Annotated in this window: 22 protein-coding genes; 10 read left to right on the top strand and 12 right to left on the bottom strand. The window is 47.1% G+C overall.

Annotated features, from left to right (window positions below):
• The 5 genes from AC5ELV_RS11145 to AC5ELV_RS11125 all read right to left on the bottom strand — a co-directional run bounded on the left by AC5ELV_RS11145 (nt 1) and on the right by AC5ELV_RS11125 (nt 3,679).
• Complete coding sequence (locus AC5ELV_RS11145; protein ID WP_493430233.1) at nt 1-492, bottom strand: GNAT family N-acetyltransferase; 492 nt, start codon at nt 490-492, stop codon at nt 1-3.
• Nucleotides 489-1,589: a type 2 isopentenyl-diphosphate Delta-isomerase gene (gene fni, locus AC5ELV_RS11140; protein ID WP_493430232.1), complete on the bottom strand. Its 1,101-nt coding sequence runs from the start codon at nt 1,587-1,589 to the stop codon at nt 489-491. The genes AC5ELV_RS11145 and fni overlap by 4 nt, the downstream gene beginning before the upstream one ends.
• Before the next feature lie 359 nt (nt 1,590-1,948).
• Nucleotides 1,949-2,431: a DMT family transporter gene (locus AC5ELV_RS11135; protein ID WP_493430231.1), complete on the bottom strand. Its 483-nt coding sequence runs from the start codon at nt 2,429-2,431 to the stop codon at nt 1,949-1,951.
• Nucleotides 2,432-2,489: 58 nt separating this feature from the next.
• The gene (locus tag AC5ELV_RS11130) at nt 2,490-3,194 is read right to left on the bottom strand and encodes a Crp/Fnr family transcriptional regulator (protein WP_025721846.1); all 705 of its coding nucleotides are present in this window, start codon (nt 3,192-3,194) and stop codon (nt 2,490-2,492) included.
• A gap of 59 nt (nt 3,195-3,253) precedes the next feature.
• The gene (locus tag AC5ELV_RS11125) at nt 3,254-3,679 is read right to left on the bottom strand and encodes a DMT family transporter (RefSeq protein WP_493430230.1); all 426 of its coding nucleotides are present in this window, start codon (nt 3,677-3,679) and stop codon (nt 3,254-3,256) included.
• A gap of 235 nt (nt 3,680-3,914) precedes the next feature.
• On the opposite strand from AC5ELV_RS11125, the gene AC5ELV_RS11120 reads away from it, so the two are divergent.
• Nucleotides 3,915-5,411, top strand: coding sequence for a phospholipase D family protein (locus AC5ELV_RS11120; protein ID WP_493430229.1), 1,497 nt, complete (start codon nt 3,915-3,917; stop codon nt 5,409-5,411).
• A gap of 34 nt (nt 5,412-5,445) precedes the next feature.
• Here AC5ELV_RS11120 and cls read toward each other — a convergent pair whose 3' ends face one another.
• Nucleotides 5,446-6,957 carry a cardiolipin synthase gene (cls, locus tag AC5ELV_RS11115; RefSeq protein WP_493430228.1) on the bottom strand — a complete coding sequence of 504 codons (1,512 nt, stop codon included), beginning with the start codon at nt 6,955-6,957 and terminating at the stop codon, nt 5,446-5,448.
• A 204-nt stretch (nt 6,958-7,161) separates the two neighbouring features.
• Here cls and AC5ELV_RS11110 point away from each other — a divergent pair, with 204 nt between their 5' ends.
• Genes AC5ELV_RS11110 through AC5ELV_RS11095 form a run of 4 tightly spaced genes read left to right on the top strand, consistent with a single transcriptional unit; the run spans nt 7,162 to nt 9,443 of the window.
• A complete protein-coding gene (locus tag AC5ELV_RS11110) occupies nt 7,162-7,755 on the top strand; it encodes a TetR/AcrR family transcriptional regulator (protein WP_493430227.1) in 594 nt (197 codons plus the stop codon).
• Nucleotides 7,756-7,798: 43 nt separating this feature from the next.
• Nucleotides 7,799-8,140, top strand: coding sequence for a DMT family transporter (locus AC5ELV_RS11105; RefSeq protein ID WP_493430226.1), 342 nt, complete (start codon nt 7,799-7,801; stop codon nt 8,138-8,140).
• Nucleotides 8,140-8,454, top strand: coding sequence for a DMT family transporter (locus AC5ELV_RS11100; RefSeq protein ID WP_493430225.1), 315 nt, complete (start codon nt 8,140-8,142; stop codon nt 8,452-8,454). The genes AC5ELV_RS11105 and AC5ELV_RS11100 overlap by 1 nt, the downstream gene beginning before the upstream one ends.
• Before the next feature lie 56 nt (nt 8,455-8,510).
• Nucleotides 8,511-9,443, top strand: a complete 933-nt coding sequence (locus AC5ELV_RS11095) for a 1-phosphofructokinase family hexose kinase (RefSeq protein ID WP_493430224.1) — start codon at nt 8,511-8,513, stop codon at nt 9,441-9,443.
• Between the two features lie 107 nt (nt 9,444-9,550).
• Here the strand turns inward: AC5ELV_RS11095 and AC5ELV_RS11090 are convergent, their stop codons facing one another.
• Nucleotides 9,551-9,985, bottom strand: a complete 435-nt coding sequence (locus tag AC5ELV_RS11090) for an Lrp/AsnC family transcriptional regulator (protein ID WP_493430223.1) — start codon at nt 9,983-9,985, stop codon at nt 9,551-9,553.
• A gap of 159 nt (nt 9,986-10,144) precedes the next feature.
• Here AC5ELV_RS11090 and AC5ELV_RS11085 point away from each other — a divergent pair, with 159 nt between their 5' ends.
• Both AC5ELV_RS11085 and AC5ELV_RS11080 read left to right on the top strand, forming a co-directional pair.
• Nucleotides 10,145-10,621 (top strand): VOC family protein, encoded by a 477-nt coding sequence (locus AC5ELV_RS11085; protein ID WP_493430222.1) that lies wholly within the window; start codon nt 10,145-10,147, stop codon nt 10,619-10,621.
• Between the two features lie 194 nt (nt 10,622-10,815).
• Nucleotides 10,816-11,151, top strand: a complete 336-nt coding sequence (locus AC5ELV_RS11080; RefSeq protein ID WP_493430221.1) for a DUF3592 domain-containing protein — start codon at nt 10,816-10,818, stop codon at nt 11,149-11,151.
• Nucleotides 11,152-11,254: 103 nt separating this feature from the next.
• Here AC5ELV_RS11080 and AC5ELV_RS11075 read toward each other — a convergent pair whose 3' ends face one another.
• Nucleotides 11,255-11,869: a LysE/ArgO family amino acid transporter gene (locus AC5ELV_RS11075; RefSeq protein WP_493430220.1), complete on the bottom strand. Its 615-nt coding sequence runs from the start codon at nt 11,867-11,869 to the stop codon at nt 11,255-11,257.
• 85 nt (nt 11,870-11,954) lie between these two features.
• Nucleotides 11,955-12,635 (bottom strand): molybdenum cofactor guanylyltransferase, encoded by a 681-nt coding sequence (gene mobA, locus AC5ELV_RS11070; protein ID WP_493430219.1) that lies wholly within the window; start codon nt 12,633-12,635, stop codon nt 11,955-11,957.
• Nucleotides 12,636-12,831: 196 nt separating this feature from the next.
• On the opposite strand from mobA, the gene AC5ELV_RS11065 reads away from it, so the two are divergent.
• Nucleotides 12,832-14,055, top strand: a complete 1,224-nt coding sequence (locus tag AC5ELV_RS11065; RefSeq protein ID WP_493430218.1) for an MFS transporter — start codon at nt 12,832-12,834, stop codon at nt 14,053-14,055.
• A gap of 185 nt (nt 14,056-14,240) precedes the next feature.
• Here the strand turns inward: AC5ELV_RS11065 and AC5ELV_RS11060 are convergent, their stop codons facing one another.
• Nucleotides 14,241-15,920, bottom strand: coding sequence for a glutamine--tRNA ligase/YqeY domain fusion protein (locus tag AC5ELV_RS11060; protein ID WP_493430217.1), 1,680 nt, complete (start codon nt 15,918-15,920; stop codon nt 14,241-14,243).
• Nucleotides 15,921-16,127: 207 nt separating this feature from the next.
• Between AC5ELV_RS11060 and AC5ELV_RS11055 the strand changes: the two genes are divergently transcribed.
• Together AC5ELV_RS11055 and AC5ELV_RS11050 are read left to right on the top strand one after the other, a co-directional pair.
• A complete protein-coding gene (locus AC5ELV_RS11055; RefSeq protein ID WP_493430216.1) occupies nt 16,128-16,853 on the top strand; it encodes a copper amine oxidase in 726 nt (241 codons plus the stop codon).
• An 84-nt stretch (nt 16,854-16,937) separates the two neighbouring features.
• Nucleotides 16,938-17,486 carry a GNAT family N-acetyltransferase gene (locus AC5ELV_RS11050; RefSeq protein ID WP_493430215.1) on the top strand — a complete coding sequence of 183 codons (549 nt, stop codon included), beginning with the start codon at nt 16,938-16,940 and terminating at the stop codon, nt 17,484-17,486.
• Nucleotides 17,487-17,585: 99 nt separating this feature from the next.
• Here the strand turns inward: AC5ELV_RS11050 and AC5ELV_RS11045 are convergent, their stop codons facing one another.
• Together AC5ELV_RS11045 and AC5ELV_RS11040 are read right to left on the bottom strand one after the other, a co-directional pair.
• Nucleotides 17,586-18,080: a GNAT family N-acetyltransferase gene (locus AC5ELV_RS11045; RefSeq protein WP_493430214.1), complete on the bottom strand. Its 495-nt coding sequence runs from the start codon at nt 18,078-18,080 to the stop codon at nt 17,586-17,588.
• Nucleotides 18,081-18,184: 104 nt separating this feature from the next.
• Nucleotides 18,185-19,435 (bottom strand): MFS transporter, encoded by a 1,251-nt coding sequence (locus tag AC5ELV_RS11040; RefSeq protein ID WP_493430213.1) that lies wholly within the window; start codon nt 19,433-19,435, stop codon nt 18,185-18,187.
• Nucleotides 19,436-19,480 lie beyond the last annotated feature (45 nt).

Here is a 19,480-nt window from a genome sequence, read left to right as displayed (position 1 = left end):
TTAGATTTCTTTGCTCATCTGGATATCTGTAATCCGATAGCCCGACTTGCGATATACATGCAAAGCTCGCTCATTATGCCCAAATACATGCAAACCGATGCGGACAGCTCCCAGTCTGCGAGCCTCCTGTTCCAAAGCCCCCATCGCCAGCGTGCCTAGACCCTTCCCCTGGTATGAATCGTATACAAGAATATCCAGTAGAAAAGCTTCTTTTCCTTGCGTGCTGTCCGTTATATTGAACCAAATGTAGCCAGCTTCCTCCTGACTCTGCCCTCCGGCATCGGAAAACATCAACATATACAGGTGAGCATGAGGTGTGTCTAGTCTCTGTGGCAGGTATCGAGCAAAACTTTCTGCCGCACGTTCTGGTGCTTCTTCTACCGTCCATGTACCTGCTTGGATTTTCTCATCCGCATAGTCAGCAAGCGAGCGTTGTTCAAATCGATCATATTGCTCCGCATTCATCTGAACCAATGTAATAAGTCCGCTCATCCGTTTACCTTCTTTCTTAGTCGAGTCGTATCTTTGAGCCCTTCTATTCCATCTACCCCAATACCAAACATGACCGTGCGGAGTTCCAGTTCGACCTGCTCCAAACGTGCTTCCAGTGCTTCACTGGAGGCGACCGCAGAACCGAGTAAAGAACGCCCAAAACCAGCCATGTCTGCCCCTAAAGCAAGTGCCTTCGCCGCATCGACGCCGTCTCTCAGTCCACCGCTGCCGATCAGAGCACCATGTGGCTGAGCGGCCCTAACTTCCACGATACAATCAGCGGTCGAATTGCCCCAATCCGCAAACGCCTCCGCCGCCGCGCGACGCACAGGATCAGGGTTACGAAATTTCTCCACTTGGCTCCAGCTTGTCCCGCCTGCACCAGCGACATCGATAAAGGCTGCACCCGCATCATACAGTCTCGATGCCGTCTCGCCATCTATGCCCCAGCCTACTTCCTTCACTCCTACAGGCACTGAAAGCTGACGACACAACTCCTCGATGCGCTGAAGCAGGCCGCTAAAATCCAAATTCCCTTCGGGTTGGAAAATCTCCTGCAATCCGTTCAAATGCAGCACCAACATATCTGCTCCGGCAATTTCCACTGCACGGCGACAATCGTCCACGCCAAATCCGTAGTTCAGTTGCACCGCACCCAGATTGGCAAGAATCGGGATACTGGGTGCCAGACGGCGAACTGCAAAGGTTGAAGCCAATTCTTCCCTTTCCACCGCAGCCCGTACCGAACCGACGCCCAATGCCCAGCCGCGTCTCTCCGCTGTCTCTGCTAGTCGCTCATTAATCGCTCCTGTCTCGGCGCTGCCGCCTGTCATGGAGCTAATAAGCAGCGGTGTTCGTACAGCCTGTCCTAAAAAAGTAGTATCCAGACGAACCTCGTCAAAATGCAACTCCGGCAGAGCGCAGTGCTTAAAGGCATACCGCTCTAGCCCGCTGGTGATGCCTTGTCCGGCCACATCTTCTTGCAAACAAAGGCGGACGTGCTCAATCTTCCGTTCGCCTGTCCGCGCGGCAGGCAACAAAGAGCCAGATCTATTAAAACCGTCAGGTGCTCCTTTTTCATTCTCTGTACTACTCATCTATGTTTCACCTCATCCAAAGTCACTCTGTTTATTGTATCAAGTTCAAGAAGCACAAATAAGACCGTTCCCGAACACGGTAACCGATCTATTTATCGTCTCTTATATCAAATATCGTAGCCCTTAAAGTGGCTATTTTAAGATACTTTCATTGTATCATGGATGGAAAAATATATACACGATCGTGAACATTTTTTCTTACCCATAGGCATGTTCAAAATACGCAATAGACTAGTTATTTCGGAAACTCTACAGAAAAGCCGCTCCTAATTGAGCTGCCGCTTTTCTGCAAAATGCCTATTCGAAAGGACGATCCCTATCCCAGCAAGATAAAGCTCTTAACAATCTCATTCATCCCTTCATCGAATCAGGTCAGATGAAATGCTTTCCGCTTGCTCCTTCGTACGCCCATGTCCAAATTTGAATACCAGAATACCACCGATAATGACCAATACTCCGATCAACTTGTTAAAGGTAAACGGAATCTTTTCTAATCCCAGCCATCCTAACGAATCCCACAACAGGGCCGTACCTAATTGCGCCGTCAATACAATGGAGATCGCATAGGTCGGGCCAAGTCGCTTCATTCCTTGCACCAGACAGAACACAACACCGACACCAATCATGCCACTGAACCAGTACCACGGCTGCATATGCTGTAAAGTAAATGTATTTTCCCCTTCAAAAATAAGACTCCCGAGTAAGGAAGCCAAGAACCCTGTTCCCAGCACCAATGTTGTTGTAGCCCACGATCCTGTCCGTTCATTCACCTTATTATTGAATATCGTTTGCAGACTGACCAAGGCACCTGCGATAATCGCCAATACAATTCCTAATAACATATGTTAACTCTCCCTTGATGATCCTTGATATTTTCTGCTTTTATACTACATGCTCCTATTACAATGATTCATAAATATTATGTCCTGCCAGTTCACTCAAACCTTTTCTGTCCCGAATGACAATATAGCCTTTTGTCCGTTCAACCCATCCATCTTCAATCATTTTGCGAATGACACGGTTGAGATGCCTATAGCTGGTTCCGATCAAATTTGCCACATCTACCAGACTGGATGCACGTAATTCCTCATGAAAAGCCGTATTCGATTCGTCAAAAGAAACCGATAACAGGTAGCTCGCCAGCCTGACTTCCACCGGATACATGAGATTAAAACTGGAAAAATCGGAGTCTAGGCAAAACTTTCTTGTAACAATATCCAATAAAAATTGCAGCAAAGGAGCATAGTCTCTGCCGTATTTGTTCATCCATTGGTGGTGAATACCGATCACATAGATTGGAGACACGGCCTCTACCGTGTTGATGACGTGACTACTCCGAATATATTCAACATCTCCTATGACCTCAATCGGTGTTTTGAAGCAAAGGATCAGGGTTTTCCCTTCTGTAGAACTGGTATAAATCTTGACTTTGCCTTGCACCAGTATATATAGATGTTCGATGGAGTCCCCCTGTGAGCAGAGCTTTTCCCCTTGCTCCAAACGATGCAACGACAAGTAAGGATGTAGTGGCTCGTAGAGTATGGATTCCAACTCATGCAGCTGCAAAAAATATTTTAGCTGCTCTTGATCCTGAATTTCTCTCATTCCTAAGCTCACCTTCAATTTCTGCGTTCTAAGCCTTCTTTACAAGTTAACATTCTATTTTAGAGCTTCAGAATAATTACACCCGCGATCATCATACTAATACCTATAAATTGTGGCAGCTTCATCTTTTGCTTTACTATACCGAACCATCCCTTGATATCTACCAGGAAGGTCAGACACAATTGCGCAATCAACAGCGCCGAGATCGTGAACGTAACCCCAATATGTTGGATTGCCGTGACTTCACTAAATATAATAATAGCTGCAAAGGCGCCGCCCCAAAGATACATCGGCTTTACCTGTTTCATTTCAGCCACATTGCCATCCCTTGTAAACATCCAGACTAATGCTGCCAAAATAAAGCCTATTAGCTGAGTAACAGTGGCCGCCTGCCATGTACCGATATCCTGACTAATCCGTGTATTCGCTACCCCCTGTAGCGTAATACAAGCTCCTCCCAGAAAAGCAAACAAAATCCCTCTCATAAATCGTTATTCTCCCCATGTAAATGACTTTTCTATATATTAAAGTATAGGGCAGACTCTCTATAAAGGACATATGTCCTCAATGAATAGTAAAACATCCTCCATTTCATTTCATTCAGCATCCGCGTCAATCCTGCACACTTGCGTTAATAACTTGACAGTATCCCATCATAAAACTGCATGTTCCGGCACGATAAAATGGAATGCAGCATTCAATTGAGGAGTTGATCGTCATATGACTACACGTGATCCGCTGCATTCTATGCCGGAATATCAAAGGAAATCCGGGCATAAGGGCCGTGCCCTTAAAATCGCCATTCTGGTACTTATCCTCTGGCTGATTGCCGTCATGCTGTATCAGACCCATAAACCATTGCCTCCGTTCGTCTCTTATGAGAGTCAGGAGTATTCAACCCATGAGGTAAACTTCTGGACTGATTTGACCTATCCCACCGGGAATGGTAATACTGCACAGCATGAAGGACAAATTTTGAGTCGTATGCTCGGGATCATTGATGAAGCCGAGCAATTTATTGTTATCGACCTGTTTCTGTTCAACGATTATAAACATAAAGGTCAGCGCTTCCCCCAGGTCAGCGCACAAATGACCGATCATCTTATTGCCAAAAAGAAAGCTCATCCTGATATGCCTATCTTTTTCATTACAGATGAAGTCAATACCAACTACAATTCTGCTCCCAATCCTTTGTTGGAGAATATGAAGCGAGCAGGGATTCAAGTCGTGCAGACCGATGTAGACCCGTTGCGGGACTCCGCGCCCATCTATTCGGCGGTGTGGCGTACCTTTTTCCAATGGTTCGGGCAACAGGGCACAGGCTGGATTCCCAACCTGATGGCCAGTGACGGACCTGATGTTACGGCCCGCTCCTATCTTAAGCTGTTAAACGTCAAGGCCAATCACCGAAAATTGGTTGCCAACGAACAGACAGCGCTCATTTCTACAGGCAACGTGCACGACGCGAGCGCCTATCACTCCAATATAGCGCTGGAGGTGAAGGGGCCTATCATCGGAGATATTTTACAAACGGAGCAGGCGGTGTTGGACTTTTCGGGCGGTGGGCAGCTTCCTACCTATACACCACAGGCCGAACCCAAAGTTCCATCGAGTAAGGACAGCTATCGGATCAAATATCTAACTGAGGGCAAGGTGTACACCTCGGTTCTGGATGGCATCGGGCAGACGAAGAAAGGTGACAGCATTCATATGGGTATGTTTTATTTGGCTGACCGCAAAGTATTGAATAGCTTGCTGGATGCCTCTGCGCGCGGTGTAAACATCCAATTGCTGCTGGACCCCAATCAAAACGCGTTTGGTCAGGAAAAAATCGGCATCCCCAATCGTCCGGTTGCCCAGGAGTTGTCCGATAAATCGGGCGGGAACATTCAAATTCGCTGGTATCATACCACCCATGAGCAGTTCCATACCAAGCTGATTTATATTGCCAAGGCGCAAGGAGAGCATATCATTTTGGGGGGCTCTACCAATCTGACCCCCCGTAATCTGAACGATTTGAATCTGGAAAATGAATTGTGGGTGGCCGCTCCGGCGGACAGCAAGCTGACCCGACAGGTTGCGGCCTATTTTGATAAGCTATGGAATAATCAGGGGGCTGAATACAGTTTGGATCTAGCAGCTTACGAGGATCATTCAACATTTTGGAAAGATATTATATACCGTCTACAGGATATTTTAGGCTTTACTACATTTTAAACTACGGGATATGCTGTAGCGAATTCGTTTATGCTTACAGCAGCGGTGAAAGCAGCCGCGCGAGCGATTCCATCAAACGTTTGAACAGACGTTTTTTCATGAATTCTTCACGTACAATCAGACTAGCAGAGTGCAAATCTCGTTCGTAGTCTGTTACCATCTGCTGCACACTGTGCGTTTGAATTAACAGAGCGTTAACTTCAAAATTCAAATGAAAGCTACGCATATCCATATTGGCTGTCCCGATCGTCGCAACTTCCCCGTCAATGATGAGGAGCTTGGAGTGGAGGAAACCTTTTTCATATTCATATACCTTGACTCCAACCTCCAGCAACGACTGAAAGTACGAATGAGACGCGAGAAACGGTAGCCATTTATCCGGTTTTGCGGGAAACAGAATACGCACGTCCAACCCGGACAAGGCAGCCATCCGTAAGGCAGTCAGGATATCTTCATCCGGGATAAAATAAGGAGTGGCAATCCAGACTGATTTTCGGGCGGACGTGATCATGGAGAAAAAGAGATTTTTGAGCACTCTCCGTTCATTATCTGGCCCGCTGGCAATAATCTGTACGCCTCCGTCTGTAATGGGTTCAATATTGGGAGACAGATATTCGCTATCGAGCACCGACTCACCCGTCATGTGAAGCCAATCCTGTAAAAATATAAGCTGCAACGTCCGCACAGCTTCGCCCTTCACAATCATATGCGTATCACGCCAAAAGCCGTAGGCTTTGTTGCGGCTGAGATACTCATCTCCCACATTCAAGCCGCCGATTAATCCGATATTACCGTCGATGACTACAATTTTACGGTGATTACGATAGTTTACCCGGCTGGAGAAGAACAAGATCCGAGCGCCGCCGTATGCAACGACCTCTACTCCTGCATCTCTCATTTCCTTCAAAAATGACTTTGACAACTGAATACTGCCCACCGCATCGTACATAAACCGAACCTTAACACCCGCTTTAGCCTTTTCGATCAAAATTTTCTGAATGCTGGTACCGATATCATCCGACCGGAAAATGTAATATTCCATATGGATATGATGCTGCGCCTTGTGCAGCTCTTCCAGCAAAGTGGAGAAGGTTTCATCTCCATTGTTCAGAATTTGAGTTTCTGTCGCAAAATAAATCGGGGAACGGGCCAGTCTGCGGGCCAAACGCATTAACTGCTGCTGCTCATCTGTAAAGCAGGTCAGATCTCGTTTGACTTGCAAAGCATCTTTTTCAATGCGGTCGTAAGCCTGTTGGTCACGCAATGCCTTTTTGTCATACTTGCGACGCTTGAATACATTTTGCCCAAACAGAAAATAAAGAGGAAGTCCAACGACTGGCAGCAATGCCAGCAGCAAAATCCAGGACATCGTGGTGGAGGGATTACGATTCTCCGTAAAAATAATCAGACTGATGGAGATCACTGTCAGGGTGGAAAAAATACTGATAACAGTTCCTTCATTTTTGCCGATGTAATTAAACAAGCCAAAATAATAAATAATAAACACCATAGCCGCGATCAATACGGCCAGTAAGCTTCGCCTCATAACTAACCTCACTTCCAGTGGACTGCATTTGACAAGTATTCTTCATTATATTGTACATGAGCCCCTTATTTCTTCCCACTTTTTTATTAAATGTTGATAAAAAAAATCCAAAGAAAAGCTTTATACAAAACGCAATAATGCTGGGTTGACACTTACTTTTTTTCGTGCAAGAATAAACTAACGAACGTTAGGTAGGTGAACATAATGGGGATGGAAGAGATTCGAAAAGCCGCTCTTTTTCAATTTGCCACCAATGGGTATGAGGGAGCATCCTTGAGTAGTATTGCCGCTGAGGTCGGTATCCGAAAACCGTCTATATACGCGCATTTCCAAGGCAAGGAGGATCTGTTTTTACAGGTAGCGAGGTATGCTTTTCAAGAGCAGAATTTACGTATTTTCGAATACTTTACGGAACGTAAAGATCAGCCACTGGAGCATACATTGCATGACTTCTTGTTTTGGATGGGACAGGAATATGAGAGCAACAACTCGGCCAAGTTTATGCTTCGCTTTTCCTTCTTTCCGCCTGTATCGTTGTATCACGAGGTGCTGGATATTGTTAATCCTTTTCTGGATAAAATGGAGCGAAAATTAACTCGCCGTCTCCGGAATACACGGGATCGGGAACCCTTTGGGCATATGGAGCCAGTGGATGTGGCTTTAGCCTTCATGACACTGGTGGACGGAATCATGGTGGAGCTACTGTACAGTGGAAGCATCAACTACCATCGAAGACTGAACGCTGCATGGCCTATTTTTTGGCGTGGGATTACGTTAACCTCACCTCATGAAGCGTGAAGCAGTGAACTTATAAAATCTATTTTTGAGGAGAACATTCATCATGAATCGCAGTTGGATTTACGTTTTTGTTGGCGGCCTGATTGAGGTCGTATGGGTATCGGGTTTGAAGCATGCGGAATCTATACTCGCCTGGGCTGTAACCGTGCTGGCTGTGGTGGCCAGCTTTTATTTGATCATGAAGGCTGCGAAGCGTTTGCCTGTAGGCACGGTGTATGCTGTATTTACCGGACTGGGGACAGGGGGAACCGTCATAGGCGAAATGCTGCTATTCGGGGAACCGTTTCAATGGTCCAAAACGCTGCTAATCGCCCTTTTGCTGGCAGGTGTGGTCGGCCTGAAGTTAGTTACCGACCGTGATGTTCAGGAAGGGAGTGGCGTATAATGGCTTGGATCGCATTGGTTATCGCGGGATGCTCGGAAGTGTTAGGAGTCATCGGTATGAAGGGAGTTACGGTGGGCAAAGGCTGGAAGTCCTTATTGCTTATGGTCTTATCCTTTGTTCTTAGCTTCTCTCTACTCAGCTATGCCATGAAAAGTTTGCCTATGGGAACTTCCTATGCGGTATGGACAGGCATCGGAACGGTCGGCAGCACAATTACAGGCATGTTCTTGTACGGTGAACAAAAAAGCGTACTGCGCGTTTTATTCATCGCCATGATTCTTGCCGCAGCATTGGGATTAAAGCTAATATCTTAGCATGAGCGAATGGCATCAAATGTTGCAAATTGCTGATCTTAAAGGAGTGATGCCTTGTGATTACCACCGTAACGCTTAACGCGGCTGTGGATAAAATCTACACGGTTGCAGGCTTCGGTTTGAATGCCGTCCACCGCATTGAAGGCGGCCTGACGGTGCCGGGCGGCAAGGGCGTGAATGCCGCCCGCGTCATTCGCACGTTAGGCGAGCCTGTACGGGCGACCGGGTTTGCCGCCGGACACACCGGACGGCTGCTCATCGACGGGTTGAGCGCGGAAGGTGTAAGCGCCGATTTCATCGAAACGGCACATGGGGAGACACGTCTCGCCATTACCGTGCTCGACCCGTCCGCGCGCACGCAGACCGAGCTGATTGAGAGCGGACCGACCGTTGGGCCGCTTGAATTAGCCGCACTGCGGCGCAAAATCGAGACCCTTGCCGAAGATTCGGCTTGGGTCGTATTCTCCGGCAGCCTGCCATCCAGCTGCCCACCCGATCTGTACGCCGAGCTGTGCACGCTAGCGAAGGCACGCGGCGCGCGGGTGGCACTGGACGCGAGCGGTGAGGCGCTGCGCTTGGGGCTGAGCGGAAAGCCCGACCTCGTGAAGCCTAACGAGGACGAGGCCGCCCACTTCGCGGGAATCGACGCAGCGCGCCCGGATGCCGCTGAAGCGGCGGCAGCAAAGCTGCTGGACGCCGGAGCGCAGCTGGCCGTCATCTCGCTCGGCGCGAGCGGGGCGCTGGCGGTAACGCGCGATGCGCGCTACCGCGTAAGCCTGCCAGACGCGGACATTGTCAGCGCGCTCGGCAGCGGTGACGCTATGGTCGCCGGGCTGGTCACCGGCGCGGCGACGGGGCTGGATCTCCCTGCCATGCTACGGCAGGGAGCGGCCTGCGGTACAGCGGCAGCTCTGCACGCCATGGCCGGGAAGATCGAGTTCCAGGACGTGAAGCGTCTGGAGCAAAGCATTACGGTGACGCTGTTGTAATTCAGCGTCACTTTTTTTATTTCATCTACACATTCGCTTATCTTCATTTCATCAAATACAGTTATTCCGAAGACTCTATATTCCAAATATGCGCTTTTTCGATTGGCTTACAGCAAGATCCTATTTTCCAGTATATTTTTCATACAAATATGCGACTTCGAAGGACCCAGCTTGACTAGGGAATCCTGAAGCTCTGCAATTTCCTCTACCGACGCGGTTTGTACCTTAATGAGATAATTAAATTCTCCACTAATGCGAAATAAATCGGTGACTTCCATCGCCTCTCTACAAAATTCAACCAGCTCTTGGCAATGTTCTGTCTTTATTAGAATAAATGTAGTCGTCCCTCGATTCATTTCCCGTAAATTAAATACGGTACTATATCCAGAAATAATCCCTCGTTCTTCAAGCTTGGTTATCCTTTCTTTAACAGACGGCTGTGACATCGAGATTTCTTTACTGATTTGGGAAATCGTTATCCGAGCGTCATGCTGTAGCAATTTCATGATTTTGTGATCTATATCGTCAATGTGATGCTGCATATCGAGCCCCTCCTGATCAAAATTTTAAAAAATAACGTTTTGCACCCAAATTAGCTTGTATTCAATAATTAATATAGTATAAAAACCTTACTTTAAATATATATGTACCACCTCATTATTCATATAATAAGGTTCACTTACATATAAGGAGGATCTGAAATGAGCGTGAAGGGAATAGCGCATGTCGCCATTCAGGCCCGTGATTACCAAGCAACTATTGCATTTTATACCGAAGTATTAGGATTTAAAAGAGGACATCACTGGAGTCTTCCGTCTTTTCGAATTCAAGAGGCTTCCATGCTGATCTCACCCGATCAGAGAACCTGTCTCGAAATTTTTGATAATGATGCCGTCATTCCTGCCCAAGGAAAAAAAGCTTCATCCGAGCAAGAGATTGCTCACGGGGCTTTATTACACTTGGCATTTTACGTAGACAATGTGGATGAAATATATCAAAAAGCCCTTGCCCACGGAGCAAGAACCTTTGTGGAGCCCAATCAGCTTACACTTGGCGAACCTCCTCTAGTTGTAACAAATGCATTAGTCCACAGCCCTAATGGTGAGGTTATCGAATTTATCAAGGATGTTGATTTTGATATGTCCCATCTAGCAAAAAGTAATTCTCGCAGCTATTAAAAAAGATCCACTTCCCGGTGAAGTAGGATCTTTTTTATATGCTATCCAGCTCTGGCTTTATCTCTATGGAAGAATTAAACTGTTTCTAAAAAACGTCCGATATATTGATTATCGCTTATTTGAAGGAGTAGATTGTCGCCTCAATTGATTTCAATGTGTATTGGTTTCATTTTAGCTCAGACCTGCTGATACCTTTGTTCAGCTTGATTGGACTGCTACTCATCTATTTTGGATTCAGAACGATCCGTCGTCATCGTTATCGTAAACACCACTGGGTCCGTACCAAAGGGCAGATCGTTGATGCGCATATCGAAGTGGATATTGATGTCGTTCCCTTTGACCGGGATGATCCGGTAGATACTAGCTACACCCGCCGATTAAAGGTGCGTTTCTATACAGCTTCAGGTGAAGCCGTAGAATTCTGGAATCCTTATAGCACCAACCTAAGTCTCAACCGGGTTGGCAGCAAGAGATCAAGGTATTATACAATCCATCCAACCCTCGGGACGCCCGAATTGCAGGCGGTGTAAATGGTGCAGGCTGTTTGGCCTTTATGCTATTTTTGATCGGTGTTCCCTTTGCTTTGAGCGGGGTATTCGCTGGTTTGAAGTTTTTCCTCTAACCAGGCTTGGATCACATACCGGTAATGAAATTTATCGCCATATAAATGGCCAGGCCTAAAATAATCAGTGCCGATATTTTGTTGAGCACAGTCCCAAACTTCCCTTCTGAATCCATACGTCCCACGAGACGCCCCGCCGTTGCCAGACCGATAAACCATATCCAAGATACGGACACGGCAGCCAGACCAAAGGCCCAGCGTTCCCCGCCGTCATATTGAAGGGAGCTGGTTCCAATTACCCCAACAGTGTCGAGTATGGCATGTGGATTCAATAGCGATACCGAAGCGGCAAAAATCATCTGTCGTTTCGGGCGCATCGCCTGACTTTCTCCTGAGGAAGCTGCCTTCGACCTCCATAGAGTCCAGGCCATATACAGCAGAAACAAACAGCCCGCCGCATAGAGTACGTTCGTGAGCCATAGAAATTGCTGCAAAATAAGAGATACGCCGCCAATCGCAAGCGTGATCAGGATTGTGTCACAGACACCCGCTGTAATGACAGCAGGCAGTGCATTGCGAAACCGCGACTGGGACGCCCCCTGATTAAACACAAATACATTTTGTACCCCCAAAGGCAAAATCAAACCCAGCGCCAATAAAACAGCATGGATAATCGCTTCCATCATAAATATATTCCCCCAAATTTAACCCATTATATTTCTCTGGTATTTTCTCTCCTAAATAGTCCTCGAACAGGAAGCTTGTACGTTCCTAACCCTCTTGTATTTCCTTTAAATTCTTCACGCTCTGCGTGTTCTGTTTTATACTCTGCTTCAACTGCTCTATAGCAAGCTGGTAGTCCTGCGGATTGTTCATATTGAACACGGCCTTACGCCACATGTTTTCACTCACTCCCGGCAAATCTTCTACTGTCGCATAACGAACGTTCAGCTTGTCCAACCAATCGGTGAGACGAAGCCGCCCACTACGCAAACATTCCTCGGCAGACGGTAGCACGCTCCGATGGTACACAGCCAGCAACGGGTGTATACGTCCATCCATAGATGGTATTACTGCTTGCAATGCTGGTTCCCTCGTTCCTTGCAACTCCGTCCATTTCTTAGTTACAGCGAGCAGGTCATGTAGCACCTCTGGCTGTACAAAGGGCATATCACAAGCGACAACCATCCCCCACTCCGTAGTAGATGCAGATAATCCTGCATGGATACCGCTCAAGGGCCCCATGCCCGGAAAAACATCAGACACAGTTTCCATACCACTCAGACCATATCCTTGGTTGTCACGAGTGACTACGACAACCCGCTGGGCCGCCTGCTGCAATGTAGTATACGTCCGTTCAAGCATAGTAGCTCCATCAATCTCAAGCAGAGCCTTATCCTGTCCCATTCGGCTGGAACGTCCTCCAGCGACGATAATACCAGTCACTTTCACAAATAAATCCTCCTTTTTTTCTGAAAACAATTGCAAATATGCATATGAATTTTTGAACAAAATTTAATTATTACATATTTGTTAATTTATTGGTTTGTTAACCCTTTCAACACATGATACATTGGAATAAAGAACCTCCCCACAGATCGGCATCAATGCGCAGTTCTCTATCGGGCTAAGAAAGGAATGGCTTGTCTTGCAAAAGAGAGAAATTCAAGAGACTCCTCTATATTCCTTAAAACTGTATAATTTTTTTCTATATGGAGCTATGGTCATTTTCTCCAGCTTCTTCCCGTTGTATCTGCAAGATATCGGCATGGACAAGCTGGAGATTGGGAGTCTGATGGCCATCGGACCTTTTGTATCCGTATTCGCGAACCCTTTTTGGGGCTATACAAGCGATCGGAGCCGTAACCTCCGGCGTATTCTACTATTTATGATTATAGGTACATTGTTATTGCTGCAAGCTTTATTTCATGTCCATACGTATATCATGATTTATGTGTCGATGATTGGTTTTTATTTTTTTCAAAGCCCTTTATTTGCCCAAAGCAACAGCCTAATTCTCAGCTATATTGAGGGCACAGACCGGAAATTTGGTTCATTCCGTATATGGGGCTCCTTCGGCTGGGCTGTGACAGCGGCAGTTGCCGGCATAGTTATTGACCAAACGGGGATATCCAGCATATCCACCATCTTTACGGTACTTCTTCTGGCTGCATTGATTTGCACCTTGTCGATTCCACCACTGAAAAGCACTGTGGAGACAGCAACCATTCATTTGCGTGGCTTTGGCAGTGTTTTAATGAACGGATACTTTATATCCTTTATTTTATTGGGCATCCTTGTATCCATCCCGAATTCGATCAACAGCGCCTTTATGTCCCTGTACATCACCGAGCTGGGTGGGTCCAAGCAGATGCTTGGTTTTGCTGTTTTTATGTCATCGGTATTCGAAATTATTGTATTTTTGCTGTTTGATCGCTTCTTGAAGAAAAAAATGACCATGATGGTCGGCTGTTTGGCACTCGTCAGTTTGTTGTTTGCCTTACGGTGGGAACTGATGGCTCTGGCCACAGACCCGATTCAAATCGTGTTCATTCAGGCACTTCATTGCGTCACCTTCGGTGGATACTTCTATGTAGGCACCCAGTTGACCGTCCTATTCACCCCTGCAGCATACCGATCATCTGGACAGGCCGTATATACCTTGACCTGGAGTGGTATATCCGGTATCGTAGCAGGTTTTGCGGGAGGTTGGCTATTCCAGAACTTTGGCGGAGAAATGATGTACCATGCAGGAGTCTTCTTCGCCCTACTTGGCTCTGCGGGGTTCGCTATCATGTGGTATACGCTGTACAAGAACGGTTATCAGCCAGGACATGCCAGAGAGCACAAACGAATAGAAGAAGCTCCTTAACAACACTAGAGGAATGAGGTATCCCCTCTTCCCTTCTGGCTTGTTAGCAAAGACCATAGAGTATCGTCAAGTCAATGATCATGTATAAAGAGCGTGCATGCGTAAAATAAAGGAGTCTGCCGACGGCAGACTCCTTTTCAACTTGGTCGCACGAAGCTACCATCTCTCCCACACTTTCCAACAGCCTATTGCTTAGGCAATTGGAAAGAGCTTTTCAACGATACAACCCGGTTAAATACAGGCTCACCCGGTTTGGAAAGCTTCGGATCGACACTGAAATAACCATGACGGAAAAATTGGAACTTGTCCTGTGATTGAGCTTCTTTCATGTTCGGCTCGACATAGCCATGAGCAATGTCCAAAGAGTTCGGATTCAATTGGTCAAGGAATGTTTTTTCCGATGCATCCTCTTCAATCTCTTCCGTGTCCTCTGCGTTAATCAAAGGCTCATACAAACGGAATTCGGCAGGTACAGCCTGAGTAGCCTCTACCCAGTGGATCGTGCCTTTCACTTTACGTCCAGTAAAGCCTGATCCGCTCTTGGTTTCTACATCATAGGTACAGTGGATTTCCGTTACATTTCCGTCTGCGTCCTTAATCACATCGTTACATTTAATGAAGTAAGCATGCTTGAGACGGACTTCATTACCAGGGAACAAACGGAAGTATTTGCTCGGCGGATTTTCCATGAAGTCCTCACGCTCGATATAAATTTCACGGGAAAACGGAATTTGACGTGTACCGAGTTCCGGATTTTCCGTATTGTTTTCCGCCTCCAGCATTTCAACTTGTCCTTCAGGATAGTTTGTAATAACCACCTTCAACGGATCTATGACTGCCATGGTGCGGGGTGCCTTAAGCTTCAAATCCTCACGTACAAAATGCTCCAGCACCTGCAAATCGATGACTCCGTAGGCTTTGGAGATGCCTGTCTCATATACGAAGCTGCGGATGGCCTCCGGCGTATAGCCGCGACGACGTAAACCGGAAATCGTCGGCATACGCGGATCATCCCAACCATCTACGTGCTTTTCATCGACCAGAAGCTTGAGCTTACGCTTGCTGGTTACGGTTTGAGCCAGGTTCAGCCGTCCAAATTCGTATTGGTGCGGTATCTTTTCCATCTCACATTCAGCTACAACCCAATCGTACAGCGGGCGCTGATCTTCGAATTCCAGCGAACAGAGCGAGTGCGTTACTCCCTCAATCGCATCTTCCAGCGGATGAGCATAGGAGTACATTGGATAGATGCACCATGTGTCGCCTGTATTGTGATGTGCTGTGTGTGAAATGCGGTAAATAACCGGATCACGTAAATTAATATTTCCTGAAGCCATATCAATTTTGGCACGCAGCACCTTTTCACCATTTTGGTATTTGCCTGCACGCATCTCTTCAAACAGCTTCAGATTGTCTTCCACGCTTCGATCCCGATAAGGGCTATTTTGCCCCGGTTCGGTCAGTGTGCCACGAGTTTCACGGATTTGGTCCGCGCTTTGATCATCCACGTAGGCTTTACCCTTTTGGATTAGCAGGATGGCACGCTTGTACATTTCTTCAAAATAATTGGAGGCAAAATGTTTCTCCTCCCACTCATAACCGAGCCACTTCACGTCCTCCTGAATGGAGTTCACGTATTCCGTGTCTTCCTTCGCCGGATTGGTGTCGTCAAAACGTAGATTGGTGCGTCCTCCGAATTCATCTCCCAACGAGAAATTGATCCAGATAGCTTTGGCATGTCCAATATGCAAATATCCGTTTGGTTCAGGCGGAAATCGTGTAACAACCTCCTTTACCTTACCCGTACGTAAATCCTCTTCAATAACATTTTTAATAAAATTGGGGGGAGTGATCGGCTTCTCCACGCTAATCAACCTTTCTTCCGTATAATCTGTGTAAAACCTGTTCCCTTAAATATACCCTTTCACACCGCATAACTCAATAAAATGAAAATCCTTATGCGTTCTTCAGCAAAAAAAGTGACAAGTTATGAAAAAGAGTTAACATTTTCGGCAAATAAATTCGTTATAGTGTATATATCTTTTATTTTGCCCGGAAAAGGAGACCCACCCGTGTTTAAGCTGCTCATTGTGATCCTGCTGTCTATGCTTCTGTCCTCTTCCGTCATGACTTCCGGCCATCCTTCACCGGACCCGATGAACGAAGCCGCACAATCTCATCCGCTAGCCAGCGCTCCAGAAGACTCATCCGTCCGCTTATATGCTGTTAATCCGTCACAGGGATTATTCCATTCAGCTGTACTGGAAATCGGCCAGCAACGCCACACATTCCGATGGTCGGGCTCGGCAGATATTTCCACCGCACCACAATTATATTACAGGGATGTGAACGGGGATGGTGTCCGTGAAGCCGTCGTGATCCTCACGCGTGCCTCGGGAACGGGTGTCGAATTGCAGGAACTGCATATTGTTAACGCACGGACGATGGAAGAATATGCAGTCGAGTCGGCAGCAGATGCTGTGTCCCAGCGCGTACACAGCTCAGTGGAGCTACGTGACCACAACCGCCAGGTTCATATTGCTGTCACGATCGACGGTGTTACACACACGATAGACCCTAAAGCGTCAGTATTTTATGATGATCCAGCCCAATTTACAAAGCATCTCGATTTTAGCTCTGTCGTAATGTATGATGCCGAACAGCTTCCTCTGCAAGCCACTGTATCTGGCAGTGTATCCCCAACCGAATTTGTAGGGGATTTGGATCTGAAATATGTATACGAGCATGAACGGTTCCGGGTGGGACCTATAGAATTTGAAGCTTCCTCTCCCTTTTGACGACTCTCGCAGAATAAGGTAGCATGGGATTAAATGCTAGACTGGCTGGTTTAGCGATTTTCCGAGTGAAAGAAGGGATCAATCATGTTTACATATGCGTTGGACGAACGCACAGTCCTTCGGCCGCTCACCAAGGAGCATGTGCAGCCTCTGTTTGAGCTGATCGAAATGTCCCGTGACCGCCTGCGTCAATGGCTTCCATGGGTAGACTCCACCACGGAAATCAGCCACACAGAGCAGTTCGTGCAGGGCGCCTTGAAACAAGCCGCAGAGAACGGTAGTCTGACCGCCGGAATTTGGATAGACAACGAGCTTGCTGGCATTATTAGCTACCATGAGATCAATTGGGCTCACCGCTCCGTTAGCATCGGATACTGGCTTGGACACGGGTACGAAGGACAAGGTCTTATGACTAGCGCCTGCCGCGTATTCGTGGATTATGCTTTGATGGAGCTGGACCTGCATCGGGTCGAAATCCGTTGTGCAACGACGAACCGCCGCAGCCGCGGTATTCCGGAACGTTTGGGCTTTGTGCTTGAAGGCATTGTACGCGAAGCGGAATTGCTGCCCGACGGCTACATGAACCACGCAGTATATGGTATGCTCCAAAATGAATGGAAGCAACTTCGGTAATATTGTATTGTACAACAACGCCGCAGACCTGATCAGGTCTGCGGCGTTGTTGGCTTAGGCCGGGCATAAAAGCGAATATTGCTGTCTGTAGCCTCCCGCCTATTTTAAGAAATAGGCCATTAACACATCATCCACGAATTGGCCTGCTATGTAAAACTCCTCATGCAAACGTCCTTCAATCACGAAACCGCTTTTTTCATAAAACATAAGGGCTTCCGTATTGCATGAGAGTACACGCAAACTCAACTTGCGTATGCCCTCGGCAGCTGCAATGTCCTTCATGGAGTTCATGAGCGCCGTCCCAATACCTTTGCGATGATAAGCTGGATGTACAGCTATATTTATTTCGAGTACATGACAATTACTAGCCAACAGCGTTGGAGGACGAAATCCAATATACCCGCAGAGCACTTCCTGTTCGATGGCGACCAGTTGAGAGCCTGGAGGCGTATTGCGCAGAAACTCTCCGCGCGACTTCCAGGACAGCGAAGCGGGAGCCGTGCGTTCATTCCATACCAATTCATCCAGCGCAATCAGATCAGGAGCATCCTTCATCTCCGAATGACGTATCGTCAAGGGTTGACTTGTAAACAATTCCTTTCAATCCTTCCTGTGAAGGCTTTCCTGAAGCAATAACTACAACCATCCGTCACTTATTGTACCATAATCACAGCATATTACCGCACTTTTATTAGGACTTAAGAACTGGGAGCATCCACCTTGGACGTCGTAGTATCCAAAGTATCCGAATGATGCCGGAAACGGTTCAACCAGCTGTGCAGGACGAAAAAGAGGATCGACAACACCGCTACGCCTGATGCCAGCCAAAGTGTAGGCGGTAACCCGCCGCCATCATACAACTTCCCCATAATATAAGGCCCCATTACCCGTCCGGCTGCGCCAATGCCCCCCACAAGCCCAATGTAAAAGGGTGCGCCCCGACCTCCATGATCAGACAGGAATGCCGGAACCGCAGGTGCAATCAGCATTTCTCCCAGGGTCGCCAGAACCATAGCGAATATCATCCCAGTATAGTTCTGTGTGCCCAGCATGACAATATAAGCCGCCAAATAAAATCCTCCGGCCCATGTCATTTGCGCTGAAGCGTGATGAGCGTACAGTCGTTTTATCCAAAAAATAATGGGTTGTGCGGCAAAAATAAGGATACCATTCAGCGTCCATAGTAACCCATACATCGTTTTAGGCAAGCCCTGCTCAATTATATGGGGAGATACTCCTGTATTCCAGATCGAATTGCCGAACCATAAAAACAGCGAGCCTAACCCCACAAAGAGATACAGCCTGGTATCACGAAACAGCAATCGAGTTGGTATTTCCTCTCTTTTCTTCACGGACTTGCTGAGCTGTACTTCTCCCTCTTCCCGATCCACCCTACTTAGATAAGACCAGAAGAATCCAGCAAATACTGCGGAAGTCACCCCGTTCATCACAAAGCTGAGCTGATAGGAAAGGTCCGCCAGCACGCCACTCAATCCTGTACCCACTGCAACCCCAATATTGTTAGCGACATAAATAATATTAAACAGTTCTCCACGGCGGTCAGCGAAACGAAAACCTACAAAGGCCTGAATCGCAGGCACAGATACGACATTAAAAAAGCCGATAAAACCCATCATGATGACAAACGCTACCCAATGACCACTGGTAAATGGAAGCGTGAGAAGTCCCAGCGCGTTCATTGCCAGTGAGCCAACAATCAATTTCTTGGCTCCAATGCGGTGATAGAGGGCGCCGCCCAGCACTTGACCAAAAATTCCGCCCAGAGACTGCACTAAAATCGCAATCCCTGCATCTCCCATACTACGGTTCAGTTCGTCAAACACATACATGCTAACCAACGGCCACATCAGGGAGCTTCCAGCGGAATTAATCAGGCTGGCAACGAGAAACACTTTCACTTCTTTCGGATAAGACTCCAACCATTTCATATCTTTTGTTTCTCCTTTTGCATCTGACGCCATAAAAGGCTTAAT

The sequence above is a fragment of the Paenibacillus sp. NMA1017 genome, assembly GCF_058895805.1.
Note: the sequence above shows the minus strand (reverse complement) of the source record. Positions and strands in the feature narration are given on the sequence as shown.